This window comes from Streptomyces sp. NPDC093109 (genome assembly GCF_040701725.1).
Taxonomy (GTDB): Bacteria; Actinomycetota; Actinomycetes; order Streptomycetales; family Streptomycetaceae; genus Streptomyces.
On the sequence record NZ_JBFBEZ010000011.1, the window covers coordinates 1 to 20487 of the forward strand.

A 20487-nucleotide genomic window follows, 5' to 3' on the forward strand; every position below is an offset into this window, starting at 1 on the left:
TCCCGCCTTCTGTTCGTGCTCTTCTTCCCCCCCCCCGCCGCGGGCGGGCGCCCCCGCTCCGCGGGGGGGGGGGTGTGGGTTCTGGGCAAACACCCCCCCCCCCCCCCCCCGCGCGTCGGGCGGTTCGGTCGGGGGCCGGTCAGTGCAGCAGGTCGTTACCGGCCTTCACCGCGTCGGCACCGGCCTTGACGGCGCTCTTCACGGCACCGACCTTCTTGTTGACCTTGTCCCCGGCCAGGGCGTCGACGACCGGCTTGGCCTGGGTGCCGACAGCGGCGGCGGTCTGCGCCGTACCGCTGAGGGTGGAGCCGAGGTCGGCCTGCTGGGCGGCCTGGGCGACGGGAGCGATGGCGGCCAGGAGCGCGGAACCCGCGGCGGCGGCGGTGAGAATGCGTTGCACGTTCATGATCCATACAACGAGCGGGGGCGCCCGAGGGCACGCGGTCCGACCTGTACGGACGTATCCCCCGCGCGCTCAGCCACGGAAGGTCGGCACGTTGTACGACATCAGCGCGGCCCGGCCCGCCGTCACCCGGAGTTCGGTGACGGCGCAGTTGACCATCCGCGGGAGCACCCGGCGGTACTCGCTCGCCGGGATGGACAGCAGCCGGCACAGCACCAGCCGCAGCAGCGTGTTGTGCGCCACGACGAGCACCCGGCCGCCCGGGTGGCGGTCCGCCAGCCGCAGCAGGGCGGCGGTGCCCCGGGCGGCGGCGGCCCCCGGGTCCTCGCCGCCCGGCAGCGGATGGGCGGCCGGATCGCGGCGGAAGTCCGCGCACGCGGCCGGATGGGACGCTTCGAGTTCGCCGAGGGTCCTGCCCTCGGCGATCCCGAAGTCGAGTTCGGTCAGGCCGGGTTCGACGGCGACGGCCAGCCCCGTCGCGCGCGCGGCGGGCGCGGCCGTACGCCGGGCACGCGAGAGCGGTGAGGTGACGAGCGCGTCGAGCCGGGCGTCCGCCGCCCAGACGCCGAGCGCCTCGGCCTGCGCGTCACCGCGCGGGGTCAGCCCGATGTCGCTGACGCCGGTGTAACGGTTCTCGTCGTGCCAGACGGTCTCCCCGTGGCGCGCGACGAAGAGCGTGGTGCGAGGTGCGGCGGTCATCCGTGCTCCCGTGCGTGGGCGGCCACGGCCGGAGGCAGCCAGCCGCGTGTTTCGAGGGCGTCGACGAGCGTGGCGAAGGGCCCGGCGAACCGCGCGCCGACCCGGGGCCGGGGCTCCAGGACCGTACGGATACGGACCATGCCGCGCGGTGCGGAGCCGCCCGTCACACCCCGGGCCGCGAGGACCGCCATGCCCAGGGCGGAGTCGGTGTGCGCGGGCACCCGGGCGGTCCTGCCCAGGATGTCGGCGCGCAGCTGGTTCCAGTAGCCGCTGCGGGTGGCCCCGCCGGTGAAGGTGACAGGACCCTCGACGGGCGCGCCCAAGTACCGTACGTACGCCAGGCAGAGCCGTTCGGCGAGGGCCACGCCCTGGAGCAGCGCCGCGTACCGGTCGGCGTCGTCGGCCGGTACGCCGAGCATGAGCGGCTCCGCGCCCGCGGCCAGGAACGGGAAGCGCTCACCGCGCGAGACCAGCGGATACGCGACGGCTCCCGCCGGTTCCCGGTGCGCGGCGAGCCGGTCGAGATGGCCCAGGTCGGCGCCGGGGAAGGCGTGGGTGAGCGCGCCCGCGCCGACGCTGGAGGCGCCCCCGGGGAGCCAGTTCCCGTCGGGCGCGAGGTGGTTGTAGAGCACTCCGGCGGGGTCGTGGAGCGGGGTCCGGGTGACGCCCTTGAGGACGAGGGTGGTGCCGAGGACGGTGTTCCACTGGCCGATCTCCCAGGCGCCCGAGCCGAGTTGGGCCGCGCAGCCGTCGGTCATGCCCGCGACGACCGGGGTGCCTTCGGCCAGTCCGGTACGGTCGGCCGCCGCGCGGCACACCGTACCGAGCTCCGTCCCCGGGGCGACCACGGCCGGGAAGTCGAGGCCGGCCAGACCGAGCCGGTCGTGGACGGCGGTGGGCCAGGAGCGGGTGTGGAGGTCGTAGCCGGTCTTGAGGGCGTGGCTGGAGTCGGTGGGCACGGGCCCGCCCACCAGCCGGGTGGTGACGAAGTCCGCCTGGTGGCAGACGCGGGCGCCGCCGGTTCCCCCGTACTCGGCCGTGAGCCGGACCAGTTTGGCCAGGGCCCAGGTCGGCTGGATCCGGTGGCCGAGCGTCCGCCACACCTCGGCGCCGGCCTCCTGCGCGCGCCGCGCCTCCGCGGCGGCCCGGCCGTCGTCGTACATGAGCGCGGGGGTCAGCGGCTCGCCCGCGCGGTCGGTCAGCAGGACGGTGCCGGACGTGCCGCACACCGCCACCCCCCGGACCCGGGCGGCCGGGACGGTACGCAGGGCCCGGCGCAGCGCGGTGACGGCGCCCTCCCACCAGTCGGCGGGGAGCTGTTCGTGCCGGTCGCCGTCGCGGTGGCCGGTGAGGGGGGCGGCGCCCCGGCCGAGGACCTCGCCGCCGTCGGTGACGGCCAGGGCGCGCACGCTCTGGGTGCCGAGGTCGACGCCCATCCACACGTCCTGGTGGCGTGGGTCCGTCAGGGGGGCCGTCACAGCGTCCGTCACAGACTCCGCCTTCTTCCGAACCTCTTTGTTCCGGCTGGTGGGGATGGTGACAATACGTCCGCCGGAGCATCGGCCGAAGGGTTGACCGGTCCGTGTCCGTGGTGAAAACTGCCGACGTTATCAAAAAACCATGTTATATCCTCAGAACTTGATGTTACTGAGGTGCGGACAGGACCGAGGAATGTCAGAGCGAATGCCCGACCCCGCGATGCCCAGGGAAGACACCGGACCCCAGGACGAGACCCGCCGGGGCCCGCTGCCGCGCCGCCGGGAGATCGCCGGCCATGTGCTGGCCGAGGGCTCGGTGTCGGCGTCGGATCTCGCGGAGCGCTTCGGCGTGAGCGTGATGACGATCTACCGCGACATCGACGAGCTCGAACGCGAGGGCGTGCTGCGCAGATTCCGCGGCGGGGTCACCGCCCGGCCCTCCGGGGTGTTCGAGAGCAATGTCGCCTACCGCAGGAACTCCATGCGGCGGGAGAAGGAGGCGCTCGCCGCCGAGGCCGTGAAGCTGATCGAGCCCGGCATGTCCGTGATGATCGACGACTCGACGACCGCCCTGGAGCTGGCCAGGCTGCTGCCGCGGATCGAGCCGCTGACCGTCGTCACCAACTTCCGCGAAGCGCTGAATCTCCTCGCGGACGAGCGCGGTCTCCATCTGATGGCGCTCGGCGGCGACTACGATCCGCTGCACGACTCGTTCCTCGGGGTGCCGTGCGTGGAGGCCGTCGAGGCCCTGCGGGTCGATCTCTGCTTCGTGTCCGTGTCGTCGGTCCACGGCGACCACGCCTTCCACCAGGAACAGCGCATCGTGGCCGTCAAACGGGCGATGATCCGGGCCGCCGGCCGCAGTGTCCTGATGATCGACCACTCCAAGCTCGGCCGCACCGCGCTGCACCGGCTGACCCCGCTCTCCGCCTTCGATCTGATACTCGTCGACGACCGCACCCCGCCGGAGGCCCTGCGCACGCTCGACGAGAGCGGCGCCCGCTACCGGCTCGCCCCGACCTGACGAGGCCCAGCCCAGCCACCGCCAAGGAGACCCCCACCGATGAGAATCCTCGCCGCGGGCGACCACTTCGTGACCCCCGGACTCTTCGCCCGCGAGCTGACGGCCGGGATCGGCGCCGGTCATACGATCGCGGAGCTGCTGCTCCCCTGGCCGCTGACCCCGTTCGGCCCGGTCGCGGAGGTCGACGAGGCGTCCGGCGACGAGGACACCCTCCTCGAAGCGCTCGAAGGGGCGCGGGTCTGCGTCACCCAGATGGCGCCGCTGACCCGGAAGGTCCTCGAAGGCTCCCCCGCGCTGCGGCTGGTGGTCGTCGGCCGGGGCGGTCCCGTCAACGTCAGCCTCGAAGCCGCCGCCGAACACGGTGTCCAGGTCTGCAACACACCGGGGCGCAACGCCGCCGCCACCGCCGAGTACACGGTCGGGCTGCTGCTGGCCACGGTGCGCCGGATCCCGGAGACGTCCGCGGCGCTCGCCGCGGGCCGCTGGGCGGGCGAGTTCTACACGTACGGCAACTGCGGTCCCGGGCTGGACGGCGCGCGCGTCGGGCTGATCGGCTGCGGGGCGGTCGGCGGCCGGGTGGCCCGCGCCCTCACCGCGCTCGGCGCGCGGGTACGGGTGTACGACCCGTACGCGGATCCCGCGGCGCTGCGTGCGGTGGGCGCCGCCCCCGTCGGCGATCTGGACGAGCTGCTGCGCGGCTCCGACATCGTCTCGCTGCACGCCCGGCTGACCCCGGAGACGCGCGGGCTGCTCGGCGCCCGTGAACTCGCGCTGCTGCCCGAGGGCGCGGTCGTCGTCAACTGCGCGCGCGGCGCGCTGCTCGACGAGGACGCGCTGTGCGACGCGCTCGGCTCCGGCCGGCTCGCGGCGGCCGGCCTCGATGTGTTCGCGGTGGAGCCGCCCCCGCCCGACTCCCGGCTGCGGACCGCTCCCCGGCTGGTGATGACACCCCATCTGGCGGGCGCAAGCACCGCCGTCGCACAGAACGCGGCGCGCGTCGCGGCGGCCGAGGTGGGCCGCTTCCTGCGCGGCGAGCCGCTCGCGCACCGGGTGGCCTGAAGCCCCCCGATCCCCCACCACCCCCATCGAGCCGGAGGAGACAGCGTGTTCGTCGGACTGGACATGGGAACCTCGGTCGTCAAGGCGGTGGCCTTCGCCGAGGACGGCACCGCCCTGCGCACCGAGTCGACCCCGATCGCCCTCGGCGGGAGCGGTGACCGGGTCGAGCAGGACGTCGAGGAGGTGGTCCGTGCCGCGACCGGCGTCCTGGCGAGGGCCGCCGACGGCGCCGCCCCCGCGCTGATCGCCGTCACCGGCCAGGGCGACGGGCTCTGGCTCGTCGACGCAGGCGGCCGGGCCGTACGTCCCGCGCTGTCGTGGATGGACGGCCGGGCCGGGGACCTCGTCGGTGACTGGCTGGCCGACGGCACCGGCGACCTGATGTACCGGCGGACGGGGAACGTGCTCTTCCCCGGGTCGCCCGGACCGCTGCTGGCCTGGCTGGACCGGTACGAGCCCCGCTCGCTGGACGCCGCCACCACCGCCGCCTGCTGCAAGGACGTCATCCAGCTGCGCCTCACGGGCGAGCGCGGCACCGATCTGTCCGACGCGTCCGTCCCCTTCCTCGATCCGCGCACCCGCGCCTACTCCCCCGAGGCGCTCGCCGCGCTCGGCGTCGGCCACCGGGCCGGGCTGCTGCCGCCCATCGCCGCCACCCTCCCGTACGGCCGGACGCGCGGCGGAGTGCCGGGGCTGCCCGACGGGACGCCGGTCGTCTCCGGCCCGTACGACCTGCCGGCGAGCGCGCTCGGCGCGGGGGTGACCGAGCCGGGCGACGGGCTGCTGACCGTCGGGACGACCCTGGCGTGTCAGGTCGTCGTCGAGCGGGTCGCGTTCGACGCGGATCCCGTTGGCTTCCATCTGGCCACGGCCCGGCCCGACCGCCATCTGCGCGCGCTGCCCGCGATGACCGGGACGGTGGCGCTGGACTGGGTGCTCGGCATCACCGGCTGCACGCACGGCCAGGTGTCGGAGCTGCTGGCCGAGTCGCCGCGCGGCGCGCGGGGGGTCGCCGCGCTGCCGTATCTCTCGCCCTCGGGCGAGCGCGCGCCGTTCGTCGCGCCGCACGCGCGCGCCGAGTTCACCGGGCTGGACCTGCGGGCGTCGCGCGCCGATCTGGTACGGGCCATGTGCGAGGCGATCGCGTTCGCGGCCCGGCACTGTCTGGAGGCCGCGGGGCTCACCGGTGAACTGGCCGTCTGCGGCGGCGGGGTGCGCAGCCTCGCCTGGCTGCGGCTCTTCGCCGATGTGCTCGGCAGGCCGCTGCGGGTGGCGCGCGGCCCCGAACCGGGCGCGCGCGGCGCCGTGCTGGCGGCCGTCGCGGCCCGGGGCGGGGAGCTGGGCCACGCGCTGGACACGGCGGCCTGGACCGCGCCGGACGCGGTCGTGGACCCGGATCCGGCCGGGGTCGCCTTCTACGAACAGGCCTACGCGGACTACCTGTTCCGGGTCGGCAGCGCGCGCACCCGCTGGCGCGGCCCCGCGGCCGTACTCACCCCTTGAGGCCGCCCGCGAAGCCCTTGATGACATAGCGCTGGAGCAGCAGGAACACCAGGAGGACGGGCAGGGCCGCGAGGACCAGCCCGGCGAAGACCAGCCCGTAGTCGGAGACGTACTGGCCGACGAAGGAGAACACACCGACGGGGACGGTCTCCTTGCCGGAGCCTCCCAGGTACAGCAGCGGGGTGAAGAAGTCGTTCCAGATGAACACCGCGTTGAGGATGACGACGGTGCCGGTGATGGGCCGCAGCAGCGGGAAGACGATCCGGGTGAACGCCTGCCGGTGGTTGCAGCCGTCGATCAGCGCGGCCTGCGCGTAGTCCGCCGGCAGGGCGCGGATGAACCCGGTGTAGAGGAACACGGTGAACGGGAGCTGGATGCCCGTGTAGAAGAGGACCATGCCGTGGTACGTGCCGAGCCAGCCGAGGCTGTCGATCAGTCTGTACAGCGGGATCATGCCGAGCTGGAACGGCAGCACGATGCCCAGCAGGAACAGGACGTAGAGCCCGTAGCCGAGCCCCCGGGCGCGCCGCGCCAGGTAGTAGGCGCCCGTGGAGCCGAGGACGACGAGCAGCAGCAGGCCGCCGACGGTGATGACCGTACTGCTGACCAGGGCGGGCCCGAGCGACGCGGCCGACCAGGCGTTTCCGAAGTTGGCCAGGGTGGGTGGCAGGGGCGGTGCCAGCGGGGAGGCCGCGATCTGCCGCGGGTCCTTCATCGCCAGCGCGATCAGCGCGTACACGGGGAAGAGGAAGGCCACGGCGACGGCGGTCATGACCAGTTCGAGGCCGTACGTACGGTACTTGGCGGGGCTCACGCGGTGACCTCCCGGGCACGCAGATAGCGTAGCTGGACGAGCGAGACCGCGGCGACGAACAGGGCGAGGACGAGCGCGACGGCGGTGCTGTAGCCGAACTTCCCGTACACGAAGGCCTCCTTGTAGAGCACGGTCGAGAGCGTCTCGCTCGCGGTGCCGGGGCCGCCGTTGGTCGCCGCGTACACCTGGTCGAAGAGTTTGAGCCCGCCGATGGTCGACAGCATGAGGTTGATGGTGAGGGCGGGGGCCAGCAGCGGCCAGGTGACATAGCGGAAGCGCTGCCAGGTGCCCGCGCCGTCGATCCGGGCGGCCTCGTGGAGTTCGGCGGGTACGCCCTGGAGCCCGGCGAGGAAGATGACCATCGAGTAGCCGGCGTACTGCCACACCACCATCGCGGCCACGGACCACAGTGCGAGCGAGGGGTCGCCGAGCCAGTCCTGGCGCAGTCCGCCGAGGCCGAGGGCGCCGAGGACACCGTTGAGTCCGGCGCCGGCGTCGGGGTTGTAGAGGTACTTCCAGAGGAAGGCGACCATGACCGGACTGACGACGGCGGGCGCGAAGAAGATGACCCGCAGCAGTGACCGGGAGCGGATGTTCGCGTGCACACCAAGCGCGAGCAGCAGTCCGACGGCGTTCTGGACGACCACCACGGCGAGGGTGAGCAGCAGGGTGTTGCCGACGGACTCCAGCGCGCGGTCGTCGTGCAGCAGGGTGCGGAAGTTGTCGAGGCCGGTGAAGGATGAGCCGCCGATGCCCGACCAGTCGGTGAAGGCGTAGCCGACCCCGGCGAGGCTCGGGTAGAGGACGACGACGGCGTACACCGCGAGCGCGGGAACGACGAAGGTCCAGGGCGGGAGGGTGAGGTCGCGGTGGCGCCGGCCGCCGCGCGTACGGACCGGGTCGCCGGCCGTGGCGGGTGCGCCGGCGACGGCTGCGGCGCTGTCCGAAGTGGCGGTTCGGGGAAGGGAGTTCACGACTGCTTCCGGTAGGCGGTGTCCAGTTTTCCGAGCGCTCCCCGGACATCGGTCCGGCCGGCGAGCAGCTCCTGTACGGCGGCGAAGTGGGCGGGCTGCACTTCGGCGTTGGGCCAGCCCTGGTCCATGAAGGGGACGGCGTGGCCGGCGTCGACGATGGGCAGGAAGTCGCCGAGGACGGGGTCGATCCTGGTGGAGGCGTCACGCTTGAACGGGATGGCGTAGACGTCGGACGCCCAGCGGTTGATGTTCTCCTGCTGCCCCAGGAAGGCGATGAACTCCTTCGCCCTGCCGGGGTGCTTGGCGTGGGTGGCGACCCCGAGGCCGACGACGATTCCCGCCGGGATCCATGGCTCGGCGCCGCGGTCGCCGCCGGGGAAGGGGAACATGCCGAGGTCGTCGGGGGTCCGGGTGGCGGCGCGGAAGGTGGCGAGGACGGCGGAGACCTGGACGGCCATGGCGGCCCTGCCGCTGGCGACCAGTGCGGTCTGCTGCTCGAACGTGGTGCCGTTGGGGTTGTCGTTGAAGTACCCCCGGCGCTGTAACTCCTGGTATTTGCCGAGGGCTTCGGCCCAGCCGGAGGTGGCGAAGCTCGCGCGGCCCGCGGCCAGGTCGGCGTCGAAGCGGGGGGTCTTCGCGTAGACGGCGTTGGGGACGAGGGCGTAGGTGATCAGCTGGGTCACCCAGGGGGTCTGCGCGCCGAGGGCGATCGGGACGATGCCCCGGGCCTTGAGCTTCGCGCACACGTCGAGGAGTTCCGGCCAGGTCGCCGGTGGCGCCACCCCGGCCCGGGCGAAGGCCTTCTTGTTGTGGATGGCGCCGATGACACTGCTGCCCGCCGAGTAGAGATACGTTTTTCCACCGGAGCGGTAGGCGGCGTCGAAGTTCTTCGGGATGGACCGGGTCCACTCCTGGTCGCCGAGGTCGGTGAGCAGCCCCGCCCTGGCGAGTTCGACCATGGACATGGCGCTGCCGCTGCCGGGGAACAGCACATGCGCGTCGGGCGCGTTGCCGCCGGCGAGCTGGGTCCGTACGACGGTCTGCACCTGGTCGGTGGGGGCGAAGGAGGTGGCGAATCCGGTGTCGGGGTGCTGCGCGCGGTAGCGCTTGATGAGCGCTTCGAGGGGTTTCTGCTGGTCGGCGACGCCGACGAGGCGCACCTTGCCGGAGCCCGAGCCGGAGCAGCCGCCGAGCAGCGCCGGCAGCGCGGTGGCCGCCGCGGCGGCGCCGCCGGTCCGCAGCAGCCCCCGGCGGCTGACCGGACGGCGGGCGGGGGGTGTCGTACGGTGGGATCCGCTGGTCATGGCGTGCCCTCCTGGTGGGAGCCGGCGAGGGTGAGCGGCTCGGTTGGTACGGAACGCTCCGCGCCGGCGTCGGTGGCGGTGAAGTGGTACGTGCCCGAGGCGACCCGGTAGACGGTGTGTTCCGGTGTGGTGGCGAGGAGCGCGACCCGGCCGTCGTGCGCCGGGTCCGCGCCCGATTCGCGGACCGAGGCGGGGTCCGCGGTGGGTACGTACACCTCGGCGTCGGCGCCCGGCGGCACCCGCAGCCACAGGGAGAACACACCGTCCCCGCGCTCCCAGCGCACCTCGGCCGTGCCGCGCGCCGATTCGTAGCGGGCGCTCGCCCGGGTGAGTTTGCCGGGGCGGGGCCGTACCCGCAGATGGCGGTAGCCGGTGGAGTCGGGGCGCTGGTCGAGCCCGGCGACACCTCGGTGCAGCCACTCCCCGACGGAGCCGAGCGCGTAGTGGTTGAAGGAGTTCATGGAGGGCGCGCGGAATCCGGCCTCGGGGGTCCAGCCGTCCCAGCGCTCCCAGATGGTGGTGGCGCCGTGGCGCAGCGGGAAGAGCCACGAGGGCACTTCCGTACGGCGCAGCAGCGCGTGGGCGAGGTCGGCCCTGCCGTATCGGTCGAGGACGGGCGCGGCGAGCGCGACGCCGAGGAAGCCGGTCCTGAGGGCCGGTCCCGCGGACTCGATCAGCTCGGCGAGCCGGCGGACGGCCGCGTCGGTGCGGTCCGCGGGCAGCAGGCCGAAGGCGAGTGCGAGGAGGTAGCCGGTCTGGGTGTCGCCCTCGACGGTGAGGTCCGCGCCGTCGGTGCGGACGAAGCGTTCGGTGAATACGGCGCGGACGCCGGCGGCGAGCCGGTGGTATTCCCGCGCGGTCTCCCGCTCCCCCAGCGCCTCGGCGGCGCGCGCGGTGAGGTGGGCGCTGTGCGCGAAGCACGCGGTGGCGACCACCTCGCGCGGGGTGGGGGTGCCGGGGGCGAGCCAGTCGGCGAAGTGCGGGCCGACCTTGTGCCGCCAGACCAGGTCCGGATTGTGACGGTGGATCAGATCGACCCAGGCGCGCATGGCGGGCAGGGCGCGGGAGAGGAAGCGCGGGTCGCCGTACGTACGGTAGAGGTGCCAGGGGATGATCACTCCGGCGTCGCCCCAGCCGGGGGCGCCCTCGTCGGCGACGCCGGGGAGGCGCGGCGCGACGTTGCTGAAGCCGCCCTCGGGGGTGCGGGCGTCGTCGATGTCGCGCAGCCACTTGGTGAAGAACGCGGCGACGTCGGCGTTGCGCGCGGCCGTCGGCAGGAACACCTGGGCGTCCGCGAGCCAGCCGAGCCGCTCGTCGCGCTGCGGGCAGTCGGTGGGCACACTGACGAAGTTGGAGCGCTGGCCCCACTCCACGCAGGTGTGGAGCCGGTTGAGGGCGGGGTCGGAGCAGTCGAACGCGCCGGTCCAGGGGGTGTCGCTGTGCAGGGCGACCGCGGTGATGTCCGCGGCGGACAGCTCGGGCAGGCCGTCGATCTCGGCGTACCGGAACCCGTGGTAGGTGAAGCCGGGTTCGAAGACGGTGTGCGGTCGGCCGTCGCCGATCAGTACGTCGGTGGCGGCGGCGGTACGCAGGTTGGCGGTGTACAGCCCGCCGTCGTCGTCGAGGGCCTCGGCGTGCCGGACGGTGACCCGGGCGCCGGCGGCGAGCGCGGGGACGCGGAGCCTGACCCGGCCGGCGAGGTTCTGGCCGAAGTCGACGACATGGCGGCCGGCGCCGGTCCGGGTGACCGTGCGCGCGGGCAGCGCGGCCATGGCCCGTACGGGCTCGTCCACGGAGGCGACGAGCAGGCGGTGGTCGGCGTCGGTGACCAGCGCGGGCCGCCAGCCGGAGTCGTCGAAGCCGGGCAGTTCCCAGCCGTCGGCGGCGTGGCGCAGATCGTGGCACTCGCCCATGAGCAGGTCGGCGTGGCGGATGGCGCCGGTGCCGGTGCGCCAGGTGGCGTCGGTGGCGATGACGACCGTACGGCCGTCGTCGCCGGTGAGGTGGAGTTCGGCGAGGAGCTGGGGGAACGTGCCGTAGTGCGCGCCCGCCCGGCGCGGTTCGAAGCCGACGAAGCCGCTCCACCAGCCGTCGGCGACGGTCGCGGCGAGGACGTTCCCGCCGTCGCGGACCAGACCGGTCACGTCGTACGTCTGGTACTGGATCCGGCGGGTGTAGTCGGTCCAGCCGGGCGCGAGTTCCGCGTCGCCGGCCCGGAAGCCGTTGAGCCGTACCTCGTACAGTCCGCGCGCGCTCACATACAGCCGGGCGCGGGTGACTGCGGTGGCGGTGAAGGCGCGCCGCAGGAGGGGGCAGGGGGCGAGCCCGTGGTCGTCGAGGGCGCGTTCGCCCTCGGTGGGGGCGTCCATGACGGGGACGGGGCGCGGGTCGTGGCCGATCCAGGAGGCGCGCCACTCCGGCGTGCCGTCGCCGACGAAGGCGGTCTCGAACCACGAGGTGGCCCCGGCGGGTCGGGCCGCCGCGGTGGACGCCGCCGGCCAGATCGTGACCCGCCAGTGGTAGCGGGTACGGGAGCGCAGCGGCGGCCCGGCGTAGAGCACGCCGAGGGCGTCGGGGTCCTCGACACGGCCGGTGTCCCAGAGGGGACGGCCGCCGTCGGCGAGGTCGCCGGGGTGTTCCGCGACCCGTACCCGGTAGGCGGCGGGGTCGTCGCCGCGGCGGTCGGCGGCGAGCCGCCAGCCAAGGAGCGGGGCGCGTTCGCCGGTGCCGAGCGGGGTGGTGCGGTGGTCGCAGCGCAGCGCGTGGGGCCGGAGGCCGGACGCCTCCGGCGCCTGCGTACGGTGTGGCTCGGGACCGGACACGGGCACGTCCTTCCTCGGCGCCGGGCGGACGGCGCGTCACCTGTGGCCGTACGCCGCGGCGCACCTGGCGTGAACCCGACGTGAAGACGGCCCCTCACGAATGTGAAATCTAACGCCAATTCTGTGGCGTGGAGACTAAGAGCGGCTCGTGAGGAGTGTCAAGGGTGGTGACGGGGCACCGTAGAGGTGCCGCTGCCGCCACCCCGGACCACCTCGGACCACCTCATGGCGCAACTGATCTTCCCTGTACGGCCGCCGTAGAGTCGCCTGTGACAAGCGTTGCCGGCCCGGCGGCGGGGTGCTCTTGTGACGCGTGATTCCTATGTGATATTCACCGTGTGATTACAACATGAACTGACGTTAAATCACGTGGGGATCTCGCCTCGGAACCGCCTCGCACCCGCCTCGGGCCGACCGGGATCCCCGCACGACGAACGGACCAGGATTCATGCGTAAGAACTGTGGGATCAGCGGCACTTCGGGACTCGGCGCCCCGCTGCCCGGCACCCCGGGCCTCGGCAGGCGCGCGATGCTCGGGGCGACCGGCACCCTGGCGCTGGCGGTGGCCGCCGGAAATCTCTCGGCCGGGCGTGCCGGGGCCGCCGAGCGCTTCCAGGACGATCCCTTCGCCCTCGGCGTCGCGTCCGGCGATCCCTGGCCGGACGGCGTCGTGCTGTGGACCCGCCTCGCGCCCCGGCCGCTCACCCCCGACGGCAGCGGCGGCATGTCGTCCCGCGCGGTCAAGGTGCTCTGGGAAGTCGCCGACGACGAACGCTTCGAGCGTGTCGTGAGCCGTGGCTGGACACGCGCGGTCGCCGAACTCGCCCACTCGGTCCATGTCGAGGTCACCGGCCTCGCGCCCGCCAGGACGTACTTCTACCGCTTCCAGGCCGGCGGGGTGATCAGCCCGGTGGGCCGCACCCGCACCGCACCCGCGCCGAACAGCCGGCCCACGTCCCTCAGCTTCGCCTTCGCCTCCTGTCAGGCGTGGTTCGAGGGCTTCTACAGCGCGTACCGGCACATGGCCGAGGAGGACATCGATCTCGTCCTGCACCTGGGCGACTACATCTACGAGAACCCCATCGACGCGATGGGCGGCGTACGCAACACCCCGGTGGCGGCCGAACTCCGCGGCGAGCCGATGAACCTCGCCCAGTACCGCAACCGGCACGCCCTGCACCGCTACGACCCCGATCTGATCGCCGCCCACCAGGCCCACCCGTTCGCCGTCGTGTGGGACGACCACGAGGTCGAGGACAACTGGGCGGCCGACCGCTCCAAGCACGTGGACGTGGACCCCGCGGTCTTCCGGGTGCGCGCCGCCGCCGCGTTCCAGGCGTACTACGAACACCTGCCGCTGCGCCTGCCCAACAAGCCCCAGGGCTTCGACGCCCGGATGTACCGCTCCCTGCGCTACGGCAGGCTGGCCACCTTCCACATCCTCGACACCCGGCTCTTCCGCGACGACCAGGCGTGCGGCGACGGTACGCGCACCGGCTGCGACGAGCGCCTCGACCCCGGCCGCACCATCCTCGGCGCCGAGCAGGAGCGCTGGCTGTACAGCGGCCTCGGCCGCTCCGACGCGACCTGGAACCTGATCCCCCAGCAGATCGCGATGAACCAGGTCGACACCGACCCGGGCCCCGGGCAGTCCTTCGTGATGGACTTCTGGGACGGCTACGCGGCGTCCCGGCAGCGGCTGTTCGACCAGATCGTGGCCAGGAACGTCAGCAACCCCGTGGTGCTGACCGGTGACATGCACCGCCATCTCGCCGCCGACCTCAAGCGGGACTTCGACCGTCCCGACTCGCCCACCATCGGCGTCGAGTTCATCGGCACGTCCATCTCCACCAAGAAGGACGGTGTGGACCTGGACCCCTCGGGGGCCAGCCTGCTCGCCGCCAACGAGCACATCAAGTTCACCAACTACCAGCGCGGTTACGTACGGTGCACCGCCACCGCGGAGAGCTGCCGCGCGGACTTCCGGGTGCTCCCCTACGTCACGAGACCGGGCGCGCCCGTGTCGACCCGTATCTCGTTCGCCACCGAGGCGGGCCGGCCGGGCGTACAGCAGGTGTGAGCCGGGGGCCGCGCGCGTCGCACCGGCGCGCGCGGCCCTCCCTCACGAGGCGGTGGCCGTATCCGTATCCGTGCCCGTGCCCGTACCCGCGAGGACCTCGGGGCGCAGCAGCGCGGCCAGTGTGTCGGCGGGCAGCAGCCCGCGCTCCAGCACCAGTTCGGCGACGCCGCGCCCGGTGGCGAGGGCCTCCTTGGCGATCTCGGTCGCGGCGAGGTAGCCGATGTGCGGGTTGAGCGCGGTGACGAGCCCGATGGAGTTCTCCACGCTCGCGCGCAGGGTCTCCACATTGGCGGTGATGCCGGAGACACAGCGCTCGGCGAGTGTGAGGCAGGCGGCCCGCAGATGGGTGATGGACTCCGAGAGCGAGTGCAGGATGATCGGCTCGAACGCGTTGAGCTGGAGCTGCCCGGCCTCGGCGGCCATGGTGATGGTGACGTCGTTGCCGATCACCTCGAAGGCGACCTGGTTGACGACCTCCGGGATCACCGGGTTGACCTTGCCGGGCATGATGCTGGAACCCGCCTGCACCGGCGGCAGATTGATCTCCGCGAAGCCGGCGCGCGGCCCGGAGGAGAGCAGCCGCAGGTCGTTGCAGCTCTTGGAGAGCTTGACGGCGATGCGCTTGAGGACACCGGAGAGGTGGACGAAGGCCCCGCAGTCCTGGGTGGCCTCGACCAGGTTGGCGGCGGTGACCAGCGGCAGTCCGGTGATCGCGGCGAGATGGCCGCGGGCCGCCTCGGCGTAGCCGGCGGGGGCGTTGAGCCCGGTGCCGATCGCGGTCGCGCCGAGGTTGATCTCGTGGACGAGCAGGACGGCCTCGGCGAGCCGGCTCTCGTCCTCCTCCAGCATCACCGCGTACGCGGAGAACTCCTGGCCCAGCGTCATGGGCACGGCGTCCTGGAGCTGGGTGCGGCCCATCTTGAGGACCTCGCGGAACTCCTCGGCCTTGGCGGCGAAGGCGCGGCGCAGCACGGCCATCGCGTCGAGCAGTTCACGCACGGCGATGATCGTCGCGACGTTGACGGCCGTCGGGTAGACGTCGTTGGTCGACTGGCCGAGGTTGACGTCCTCGTTGGGGTGCAGTGCGGTGTAGTCGCCCTTGGCGCGGCCGAGGAGCTCCAGCGCGCGGTTGGCGATGACCTCGTTGGCGTTCATGTTGGTCGACGTACCGGCGCCGCCCTGGATCACATCGACCACGAACTGGTCGTGCAGCGCGCCGTCCTCCCGGATCTCCCGGCAGGCGGCGGCGATCGCCCCGGCCTTCACCGCGGTGAGCAGCCCGAGATCCTCGTTGGCGCGGGCCGCGGCCTCCTTGACGGCGGCCAGCGCGTTGATCAGATGGGGGTACGCGGAGATGGGCGTACCGGTGATCGGGAAGTTCTCGGAGGCGCGCAGCGTGTGGACGCCCCAGTACGCGTCGGCGGGTATGTCGCGGTCGCCGAGCAGATCGTGTTCGCGGCGCAGGCCGGCGGTCATGGCGAAGGTGTCCTTCGGGTGGTGGTGGGTACGGACGGCGGTTCGACCGGGCGGAGACGGAACTGCGGGGGCGGCGGGGACGGGGCTTTCGCCCCCGCCGCCCCTGTCCTACGGAGCGGGCTCCTCATACGACCAGGGAGCCAGCGCGCCCGCCGCCCGCAGGCTCCCCACCTCCGCGCCGCCGCCGATGACGGGGGTACGGGCGAACTCGGCGAGGATCCCGGGGTCGACGCCGGCCCGGGCGAGGGCCGCCGCCGTCACCGGCATCCGGGCGCGGTCGGCGCCGTCGGCGATCTTGACGCCGACGGCCCGCCCGTCGGGCAGCGCCGCGACCTGGACGCCCTCGAAGCCGTCCTTGGCGAGCAGCCCCGGCACGGCCCGCATCAGCCGGGCGACATCGCGCCCGGTGCCGGAGACCATCTCCGGGTACGCGCGCATCGCGTGCGCCACCCGGCCCTCGTCGGTGCCGGGCGCGGCCGTGGCCAGCCGGGCGATCGCCCGGGTGAGGCCGTGCAGCGAGACCGAGTAGAGCGGCGCGCCGCAGCCGTCGACGGTGACCCGGGCGATGCGCTGGCCCGTGAGGTCCTCGACGGTCTCGGCGAGCACGCGCTGGAGCGGGTGGCCCGCGTCGGCGTAGCTCTCCAGCGGCCATCCCCTGGCCTGGGCCGTCATCACCATGGCCGCGTGCTTGCCCGAGCAGTTCTGGGCGAGCCGGGTCCGGCCGTGGCCGAGCCGCAGCCACTCCTCGCGCCGCTCCGCGCCGTACGGCAGGTCGGGAACGTTGCGCAGGTCGTCCTCGGTGAGCCCGGCGGCGTCGAGGATGCGCCGGGCCGTGGTCAGGTGGCGCTCCTCCCCGGAGTGGCTGGCCGCGGTGAGGGCCAGCGCCTCGTCGTCGAGCGGCGGCAGCCCCGCGCGCAGCAGCCCGACCGCCTGGAGCGGCTTGAGCGCGGAGCGCGGGTAGAACGCCGCCTCGATGTCGCCGGCCAGGAACTCGATACTGCCGTCGGCGGCCAGGACCACGACCGAGCCGTGGTGGACGCCTTCGATGACCCCGCCGCGTACGACATGGGCGAGCGGGACATGGGCCGGTTCACGGACGGCGGGCGCCGCCGCCGGGGTGGTGCGGCGCGGGGTGGTGGTGAGGTCGGTCATGCTCAGCTTTCGGTGTGATCGGTGTCGCGGGTGGTGCCCGTACGGCCGGCGCGCTCCAGCAGGGCGGTGTCCCGTACCGTGCCGACCCGGCCCCTGACCAGGAACCAGCCGGCGACCAGCGCCGCGATGATCACGGGCAGGGACAGTACGGTCGTCCGGCCCGCGCCGCCGTCCGCGTACATCAGGACGAGCACGGAGGCGAGGAAGACCAGGGTGATGATCTCGGTGTACGGCGAGAAGGGCAGCTGGTAGCCGGGGCGGGAGAGCCTGCCGAGCTGTGTCTTCCGCCAGAAGAGCAGGTGGCAGATCATGATCATGCCCCAGGTGGACAGGATGCCGATCGCGGCGAAGTTCAGCACGATCTCGAAGGCGTCCTTCGGTACGACGAAGTTGAGCCCGACGCCCAGGACGCAGATGGACGAGGTGAGCAGGATGCCGCCGTAGGGGACGTGGTTACGGCTCATCGCGCCGGTGAACTTCGGCGCGGATCCCGACATCGCCATGGAGCGCAGGATGCGGCCGGTGGAGTAGAGGCCGGAGTTGAGGCTGGACATCGCGGCGGTGAGCACGACGAGGTTCATCACACCGCCGGCGGCGGGCACCCCGATGTTCGACAGCACGGTCACGAAGGGGCTCTCGTCGGCCGTGTACTTGTTCCACGGCAGCAGCATCGTCAGCAGGATGACCGAGCCGACGTAGAAGAGCGCCACCCGCCACATGATCGAGTTGATCGCCTTCGGCATGATCTTCTCGGGCTCGGCGGTCTCGCCCGCGGTGACACCGACCAGCTCGACCGAGGCGTACGCGAAGACGACGCCCTGCACGACGAGCAGCATCGGGAGCATTCCGGCCGGGAAGATGCCGCCGTTGTCGGTGATCAGCGAGGGGCCGGGGGTGTGCCCGTCCACCGGCTGCTGGGTGACCAGCAGGAAGATCCCGATCAGCATGAAGACGACGAGCGCGCTGACCTTGATGATCGCGAACCAGAACTCCATCTCGCCGAAGAACTTCACGGAGATGAGGTTGACGCTCAGCACGACCGCCAGCGCGATCAGGGCGATCACCCACTGCGGGACATCGGTGAACATGCCCCAGTAGTGGGTGTAGGTGGCGACCGCCGTGATGTCGGCGATGCCGGTGGTCGCCCAGTTCAGGAAGTACATCCAGCCGGCGACGAAGGCGCCCTTCTCCCCCATGAACTCACGGGCGTACGAGACGAACGCGCCGGAGGACGGCCGGTGCAGGACCAGCTCGCCGAGGGCCCGCACCACGAGGAAGGCGAAGATGCCGCAGACCGCGTACGCGAGGGCCAGGGAGGGGCCCGCACTGGCGAGCCGGCCGCCCGCGCCCAGGAAGAGGCCGGTACCGATGGCGCCGCCGATGGCGATCATGTTGACGTGCCGGGACTTCAGGGTCTTGCTGTACCCGGCGTCACCGGCGTCGACGTGGACGTCGTCCTGCCGGTGCTGTGGCGCCTCGTACTGTTCCGCCTGCTGGAGTTGCTCGCTCACGCCTGGGCTTCGCCTTCTTGTGGGGGTTTCGTACAGTGCGGGGACCGCACGATGGTGGTCAGCGTCGACTCGACGCGTGCGAGGTGGTGCGTCATGGCCTCGACGGCGTCCTGTTCGGACCGGTCGACGAGGGCCTCCACAATCGCGCGGTGTTCCTGGTTCGACTGCTCGCGCCGGCCGCCCAGCTCGTTGAGGAAGGCGGACTGGCGGGCCAGCGCGTCCCGGATCTCCTCTATGACCCGGCGGAAGACCGGGTTCTGGGCGGCCTGGGCGACCGCCAGGTGGAAGACGGTGTCCATCGCCACCCAGGCGGTGTTGTCCGTCTCGCGTTCCATCCGGTCCAGCAGATGGGACAGCTGGTCGAGGTCCTCGGGGGTGCGGCGCAGGGCCGCGTAGCCGGCCACCGGGATCTCCACATGGCGGCGGACCTCCAGCAGGTGGCTGGCGGTGTAGTCACCGAAGACCGGGTCCTCGACCGGCCCGTTGGACACGATGAAGGTGCCCTTTCCGGTACGGGACACGGTGAGCCCCATCGTCTGGAGAGCGCGCAGCGCCTCCCGGAGGACGGGCCGGCTCACTTCGAGACGGCGGCAGAGCTCGGCCTCGGAGGGGAGTTTGTCCCCGACGGCGTACTCGTTCCGTTCGATCGCGCCTCGCAGATGGTTCAGGACCGCTTCCATGGCACTGACACGTCTGGGCACATCGCCAGCTGTCTGGCTGTCTGACAGGTTCACCCGGGCATCCTGAATGGCCCGGGGGAACACTGTCAAGGGGTTCAACGGGATGCGAAGCGGATGTGAAGACGGCACGAACAGGCCGCTCACAGGGAAGGGGCGGGCCCGGGAACGCGGCGGCGCCGCTCCCCGGTACGTGGTGTGCCGGGGAGCGGCGCCGTGTTGTGCGGTGTTTTCGGGGGCCTGCGCGGTGTCAGACGGGGCGGTCACCGACGATGGCGACGCGCTCGGCGACGCGTCGGTGCGGGCGGTAGTCGTTGACCGCGTAGTGCTGGGTGGCGCGGTTGTCCCAGAAGGCGATGTCGCCCGCCTGCCAGCGGAACCGCACCTGGAACTCGGGTACATGGGCCTGCTGGAAGAGCAGCCGCAGCAGCCGGTCGCTCTCCTCCCGGCCGAACCCCACGAGGTGGGTGGTGAAGGACGTGTTGACGAAGAGCATCCGGCGGCCGGTCTCCGGGTGGCGCCGTACCACCGGGTGCTCGACCGGTGGGAACCGCTCCTGGAACGCGGCCAGCCGGGCGGCCGGGTAGAAGCGGGCGAAGCCCGGCAGGAAGTCGTGGACAGCGCGGGCACCGTCGATACGGTCCTTCACGTCCTGGGGCAGATTGTCGTACGCCGCCGCCATGTCGGCCCACAGGGTGTCCCCGCCGGACGGCGGCACCTCGCGCAGCTGGAGCACCGCGCCCAGCGCCGGCCGCTCGCGGAACGTGACGTCGGTGTGCCACACGTTCTCGAAGGTGGGGACGGCGTCGCGGTCGAAGCGCACCACCTCCGGGGAGTCGCCGGCGGCGAGCAGCGGATTGGTCTCCAGCTCGCCCCAGGCGCGGGCGAAGGCGCGCTGGGCCTCGGACGTCAGGTGCTGGCCGCGGAAGAAGAGCACCTTCCACTCCAGGAGCGCGCGGTTGATCTCCTCCCGGAGGGCGGGCGACGGCGGCGCGGAGAGATCGAGCCCGCGGATCTCGGCGCCGATGGTGCGCGCCAGCGGGACCACCTCGAAGAGCCCGTACGGGCGCTCCGGCCACCCCTCGGGCAGCCGGCGCAGCTCGCGGGGGCCCTCGTAGAGGCCGTCGGCGGGGATGCGGTACGGGCGGAGCGCGGGTGACGCGGTGGCGGAATCGGCGGGAGTTGCGGTGACGGCGGGAGCGGTGGTGACGGTCACGGGTCTCCTCTGCTGACGGTCCTGCGGACGGACCGGGACGGGGCTGAGCCGGAGGGAGGTTCGTGGAGCGGGCGCCGAAGGCGGCGCGGGCGGAGCCCGGCACAGGACCGGGGCGCCGCGGAAAACGCCGCGGATCAGCGACAGGAAAGGGCCGGGGGAGATCCCACCCGGCCACGGCGGCGCAGAAAACTCATGCCGCGGGGCGCGCACACACCGTGGGGGCCACTGTGGCGCGGCTCCGCTGCACGGTTCGGGTACGGTCCCATGCGCCGCACCGTACCGCAGTCCCGCCCGT

Annotated in this window: 16 protein-coding genes; 4 read left to right on the plus strand and 12 right to left on the minus strand. The window is 72.7% G+C overall.

Annotated features, from left to right (window positions below; translation table 11 throughout):
* Positions 1 to 139 precede the first annotated feature (139 nt).
* The 3 genes from AB0389_RS13075 to AB0389_RS13085 all read right to left on the minus strand — a co-directional run bounded on the left by AB0389_RS13075 (position 140) and on the right by AB0389_RS13085 (position 2538).
* Complete coding sequence (locus AB0389_RS13075; protein ID WP_366395443.1) at positions 140 to 406, minus strand: hypothetical protein; 267 nt, start codon at positions 404 to 406, stop codon at positions 140 to 142.
* 69 nt (positions 407 to 475) lie between these two features.
* On the minus strand, positions 476 to 1102 hold the full coding sequence (locus AB0389_RS13080) for a histidine phosphatase family protein (RefSeq protein WP_366395444.1): 627 nt from the start codon (positions 1100 to 1102) through the stop codon (positions 476 to 478).
* Positions 1099 to 2538 (minus strand): FGGY family carbohydrate kinase, encoded by a 1440-nt coding sequence (locus AB0389_RS13085; protein ID WP_366395584.1) that lies wholly within the window; start codon positions 2536 to 2538, stop codon positions 1099 to 1101. Before AB0389_RS13085 ends, AB0389_RS13080 begins: the two co-directional genes overlap by 4 nt.
* A gap of 235 nt (positions 2539 to 2773) precedes the next feature.
* Here AB0389_RS13085 and AB0389_RS13090 point away from each other — a divergent pair, with 235 nt between their 5' ends.
* Genes AB0389_RS13090 through AB0389_RS13100 form a run of 3 tightly spaced genes read left to right on the plus strand, consistent with a single transcriptional unit; the run spans position 2774 to position 6166 of the window.
* Positions 2774 to 3604: a DeoR/GlpR family DNA-binding transcription regulator gene (locus AB0389_RS13090; protein ID WP_366395445.1), complete on the plus strand. Its 831-nt coding sequence runs from the start codon at positions 2774 to 2776 to the stop codon at positions 3602 to 3604.
* A 39-nt stretch (positions 3605 to 3643) separates the two neighbouring features.
* Positions 3644 to 4663 (plus strand): 2-hydroxyacid dehydrogenase, encoded by a 1020-nt coding sequence (locus AB0389_RS13095; RefSeq protein WP_366395446.1) that lies wholly within the window; start codon positions 3644 to 3646, stop codon positions 4661 to 4663.
* A gap of 45 nt (positions 4664 to 4708) precedes the next feature.
* Complete coding sequence (locus tag AB0389_RS13100) at positions 4709 to 6166, plus strand: FGGY-family carbohydrate kinase (protein WP_366395447.1); 1458 nt, start codon at positions 4709 to 4711, stop codon at positions 6164 to 6166.
* Here AB0389_RS13100 and AB0389_RS13105 read toward each other — a convergent pair.
* Genes AB0389_RS13105 through AB0389_RS13120 form a run of 4 tightly spaced genes read right to left on the minus strand, consistent with a single transcriptional unit; the run spans position 6156 to position 12080 of the window.
* Positions 6156 to 6980: a carbohydrate ABC transporter permease gene (locus tag AB0389_RS13105; protein WP_366395448.1), complete on the minus strand. Its 825-nt coding sequence runs from the start codon at positions 6978 to 6980 to the stop codon at positions 6156 to 6158. The two genes, AB0389_RS13100 and AB0389_RS13105, sit on opposite strands and share 11 nt — an antisense overlap.
* Positions 6977 to 7954, minus strand: a complete 978-nt coding sequence (locus tag AB0389_RS13110; RefSeq protein WP_366395449.1) for a sugar ABC transporter permease — start codon at positions 7952 to 7954, stop codon at positions 6977 to 6979. Before AB0389_RS13110 ends, AB0389_RS13105 begins: the two co-directional genes overlap by 4 nt.
* On the minus strand, positions 7951 to 9258 hold the full coding sequence (locus AB0389_RS13115) for an extracellular solute-binding protein (RefSeq protein WP_366395450.1): 1308 nt from the start codon (positions 9256 to 9258) through the stop codon (positions 7951 to 7953). Before AB0389_RS13115 ends, AB0389_RS13110 begins: the two co-directional genes overlap by 4 nt.
* A complete protein-coding gene (locus tag AB0389_RS13120; protein ID WP_366395451.1) occupies positions 9255 to 12080 on the minus strand; it encodes a family 78 glycoside hydrolase catalytic domain in 2826 nt (941 codons plus the stop codon). Before AB0389_RS13120 ends, AB0389_RS13115 begins: the two co-directional genes overlap by 4 nt.
* 448 nt (positions 12081 to 12528) lie before the next feature.
* On the opposite strand from AB0389_RS13120, the gene AB0389_RS13125 reads away from it, so the two are divergent.
* Positions 12529 to 14160: an alkaline phosphatase D family protein gene (locus AB0389_RS13125; RefSeq protein ID WP_366395452.1), complete on the plus strand. Its 1632-nt coding sequence runs from the start codon at positions 12529 to 12531 to the stop codon at positions 14158 to 14160.
* Between the two features lie 42 nt (positions 14161 to 14202).
* Here the strand turns inward: AB0389_RS13125 and AB0389_RS13130 are convergent, their stop codons facing one another.
* The 5 genes from AB0389_RS13130 to AB0389_RS13150 all read right to left on the minus strand — a co-directional run bounded on the left by AB0389_RS13130 (position 14203) and on the right by AB0389_RS13150 (position 20192).
* A complete protein-coding gene (locus tag AB0389_RS13130) occupies positions 14203 to 15636 on the minus strand; it encodes an aspartate ammonia-lyase (RefSeq protein WP_366395453.1) in 1434 nt (477 codons plus the stop codon).
* 108 nt (positions 15637 to 15744) lie between these two features.
* A complete protein-coding gene (locus AB0389_RS13135; protein WP_366395454.1) occupies positions 15745 to 16788 on the minus strand; it encodes an asparaginase in 1044 nt (347 codons plus the stop codon).
* A gap of 2 nt (positions 16789 to 16790) precedes the next feature.
* Complete coding sequence (locus tag AB0389_RS13140; RefSeq protein ID WP_366395455.1) at positions 16791 to 18299, minus strand: amino acid permease; 1509 nt, start codon at positions 18297 to 18299, stop codon at positions 16791 to 16793.
* Positions 18296 to 19033 (minus strand): FadR/GntR family transcriptional regulator, encoded by a 738-nt coding sequence (locus AB0389_RS13145; protein ID WP_366395456.1) that lies wholly within the window; start codon positions 19031 to 19033, stop codon positions 18296 to 18298. Before AB0389_RS13145 ends, AB0389_RS13140 begins: the two co-directional genes overlap by 4 nt.
* Positions 19034 to 19226: 193 nt before the next feature.
* Positions 19227 to 20192, minus strand: coding sequence for a TauD/TfdA family dioxygenase (locus AB0389_RS13150; RefSeq protein WP_366395457.1), 966 nt, complete (start codon positions 20190 to 20192; stop codon positions 19227 to 19229).
* Between the last annotated feature and the right edge of the window lie 295 nt (positions 20193 to 20487).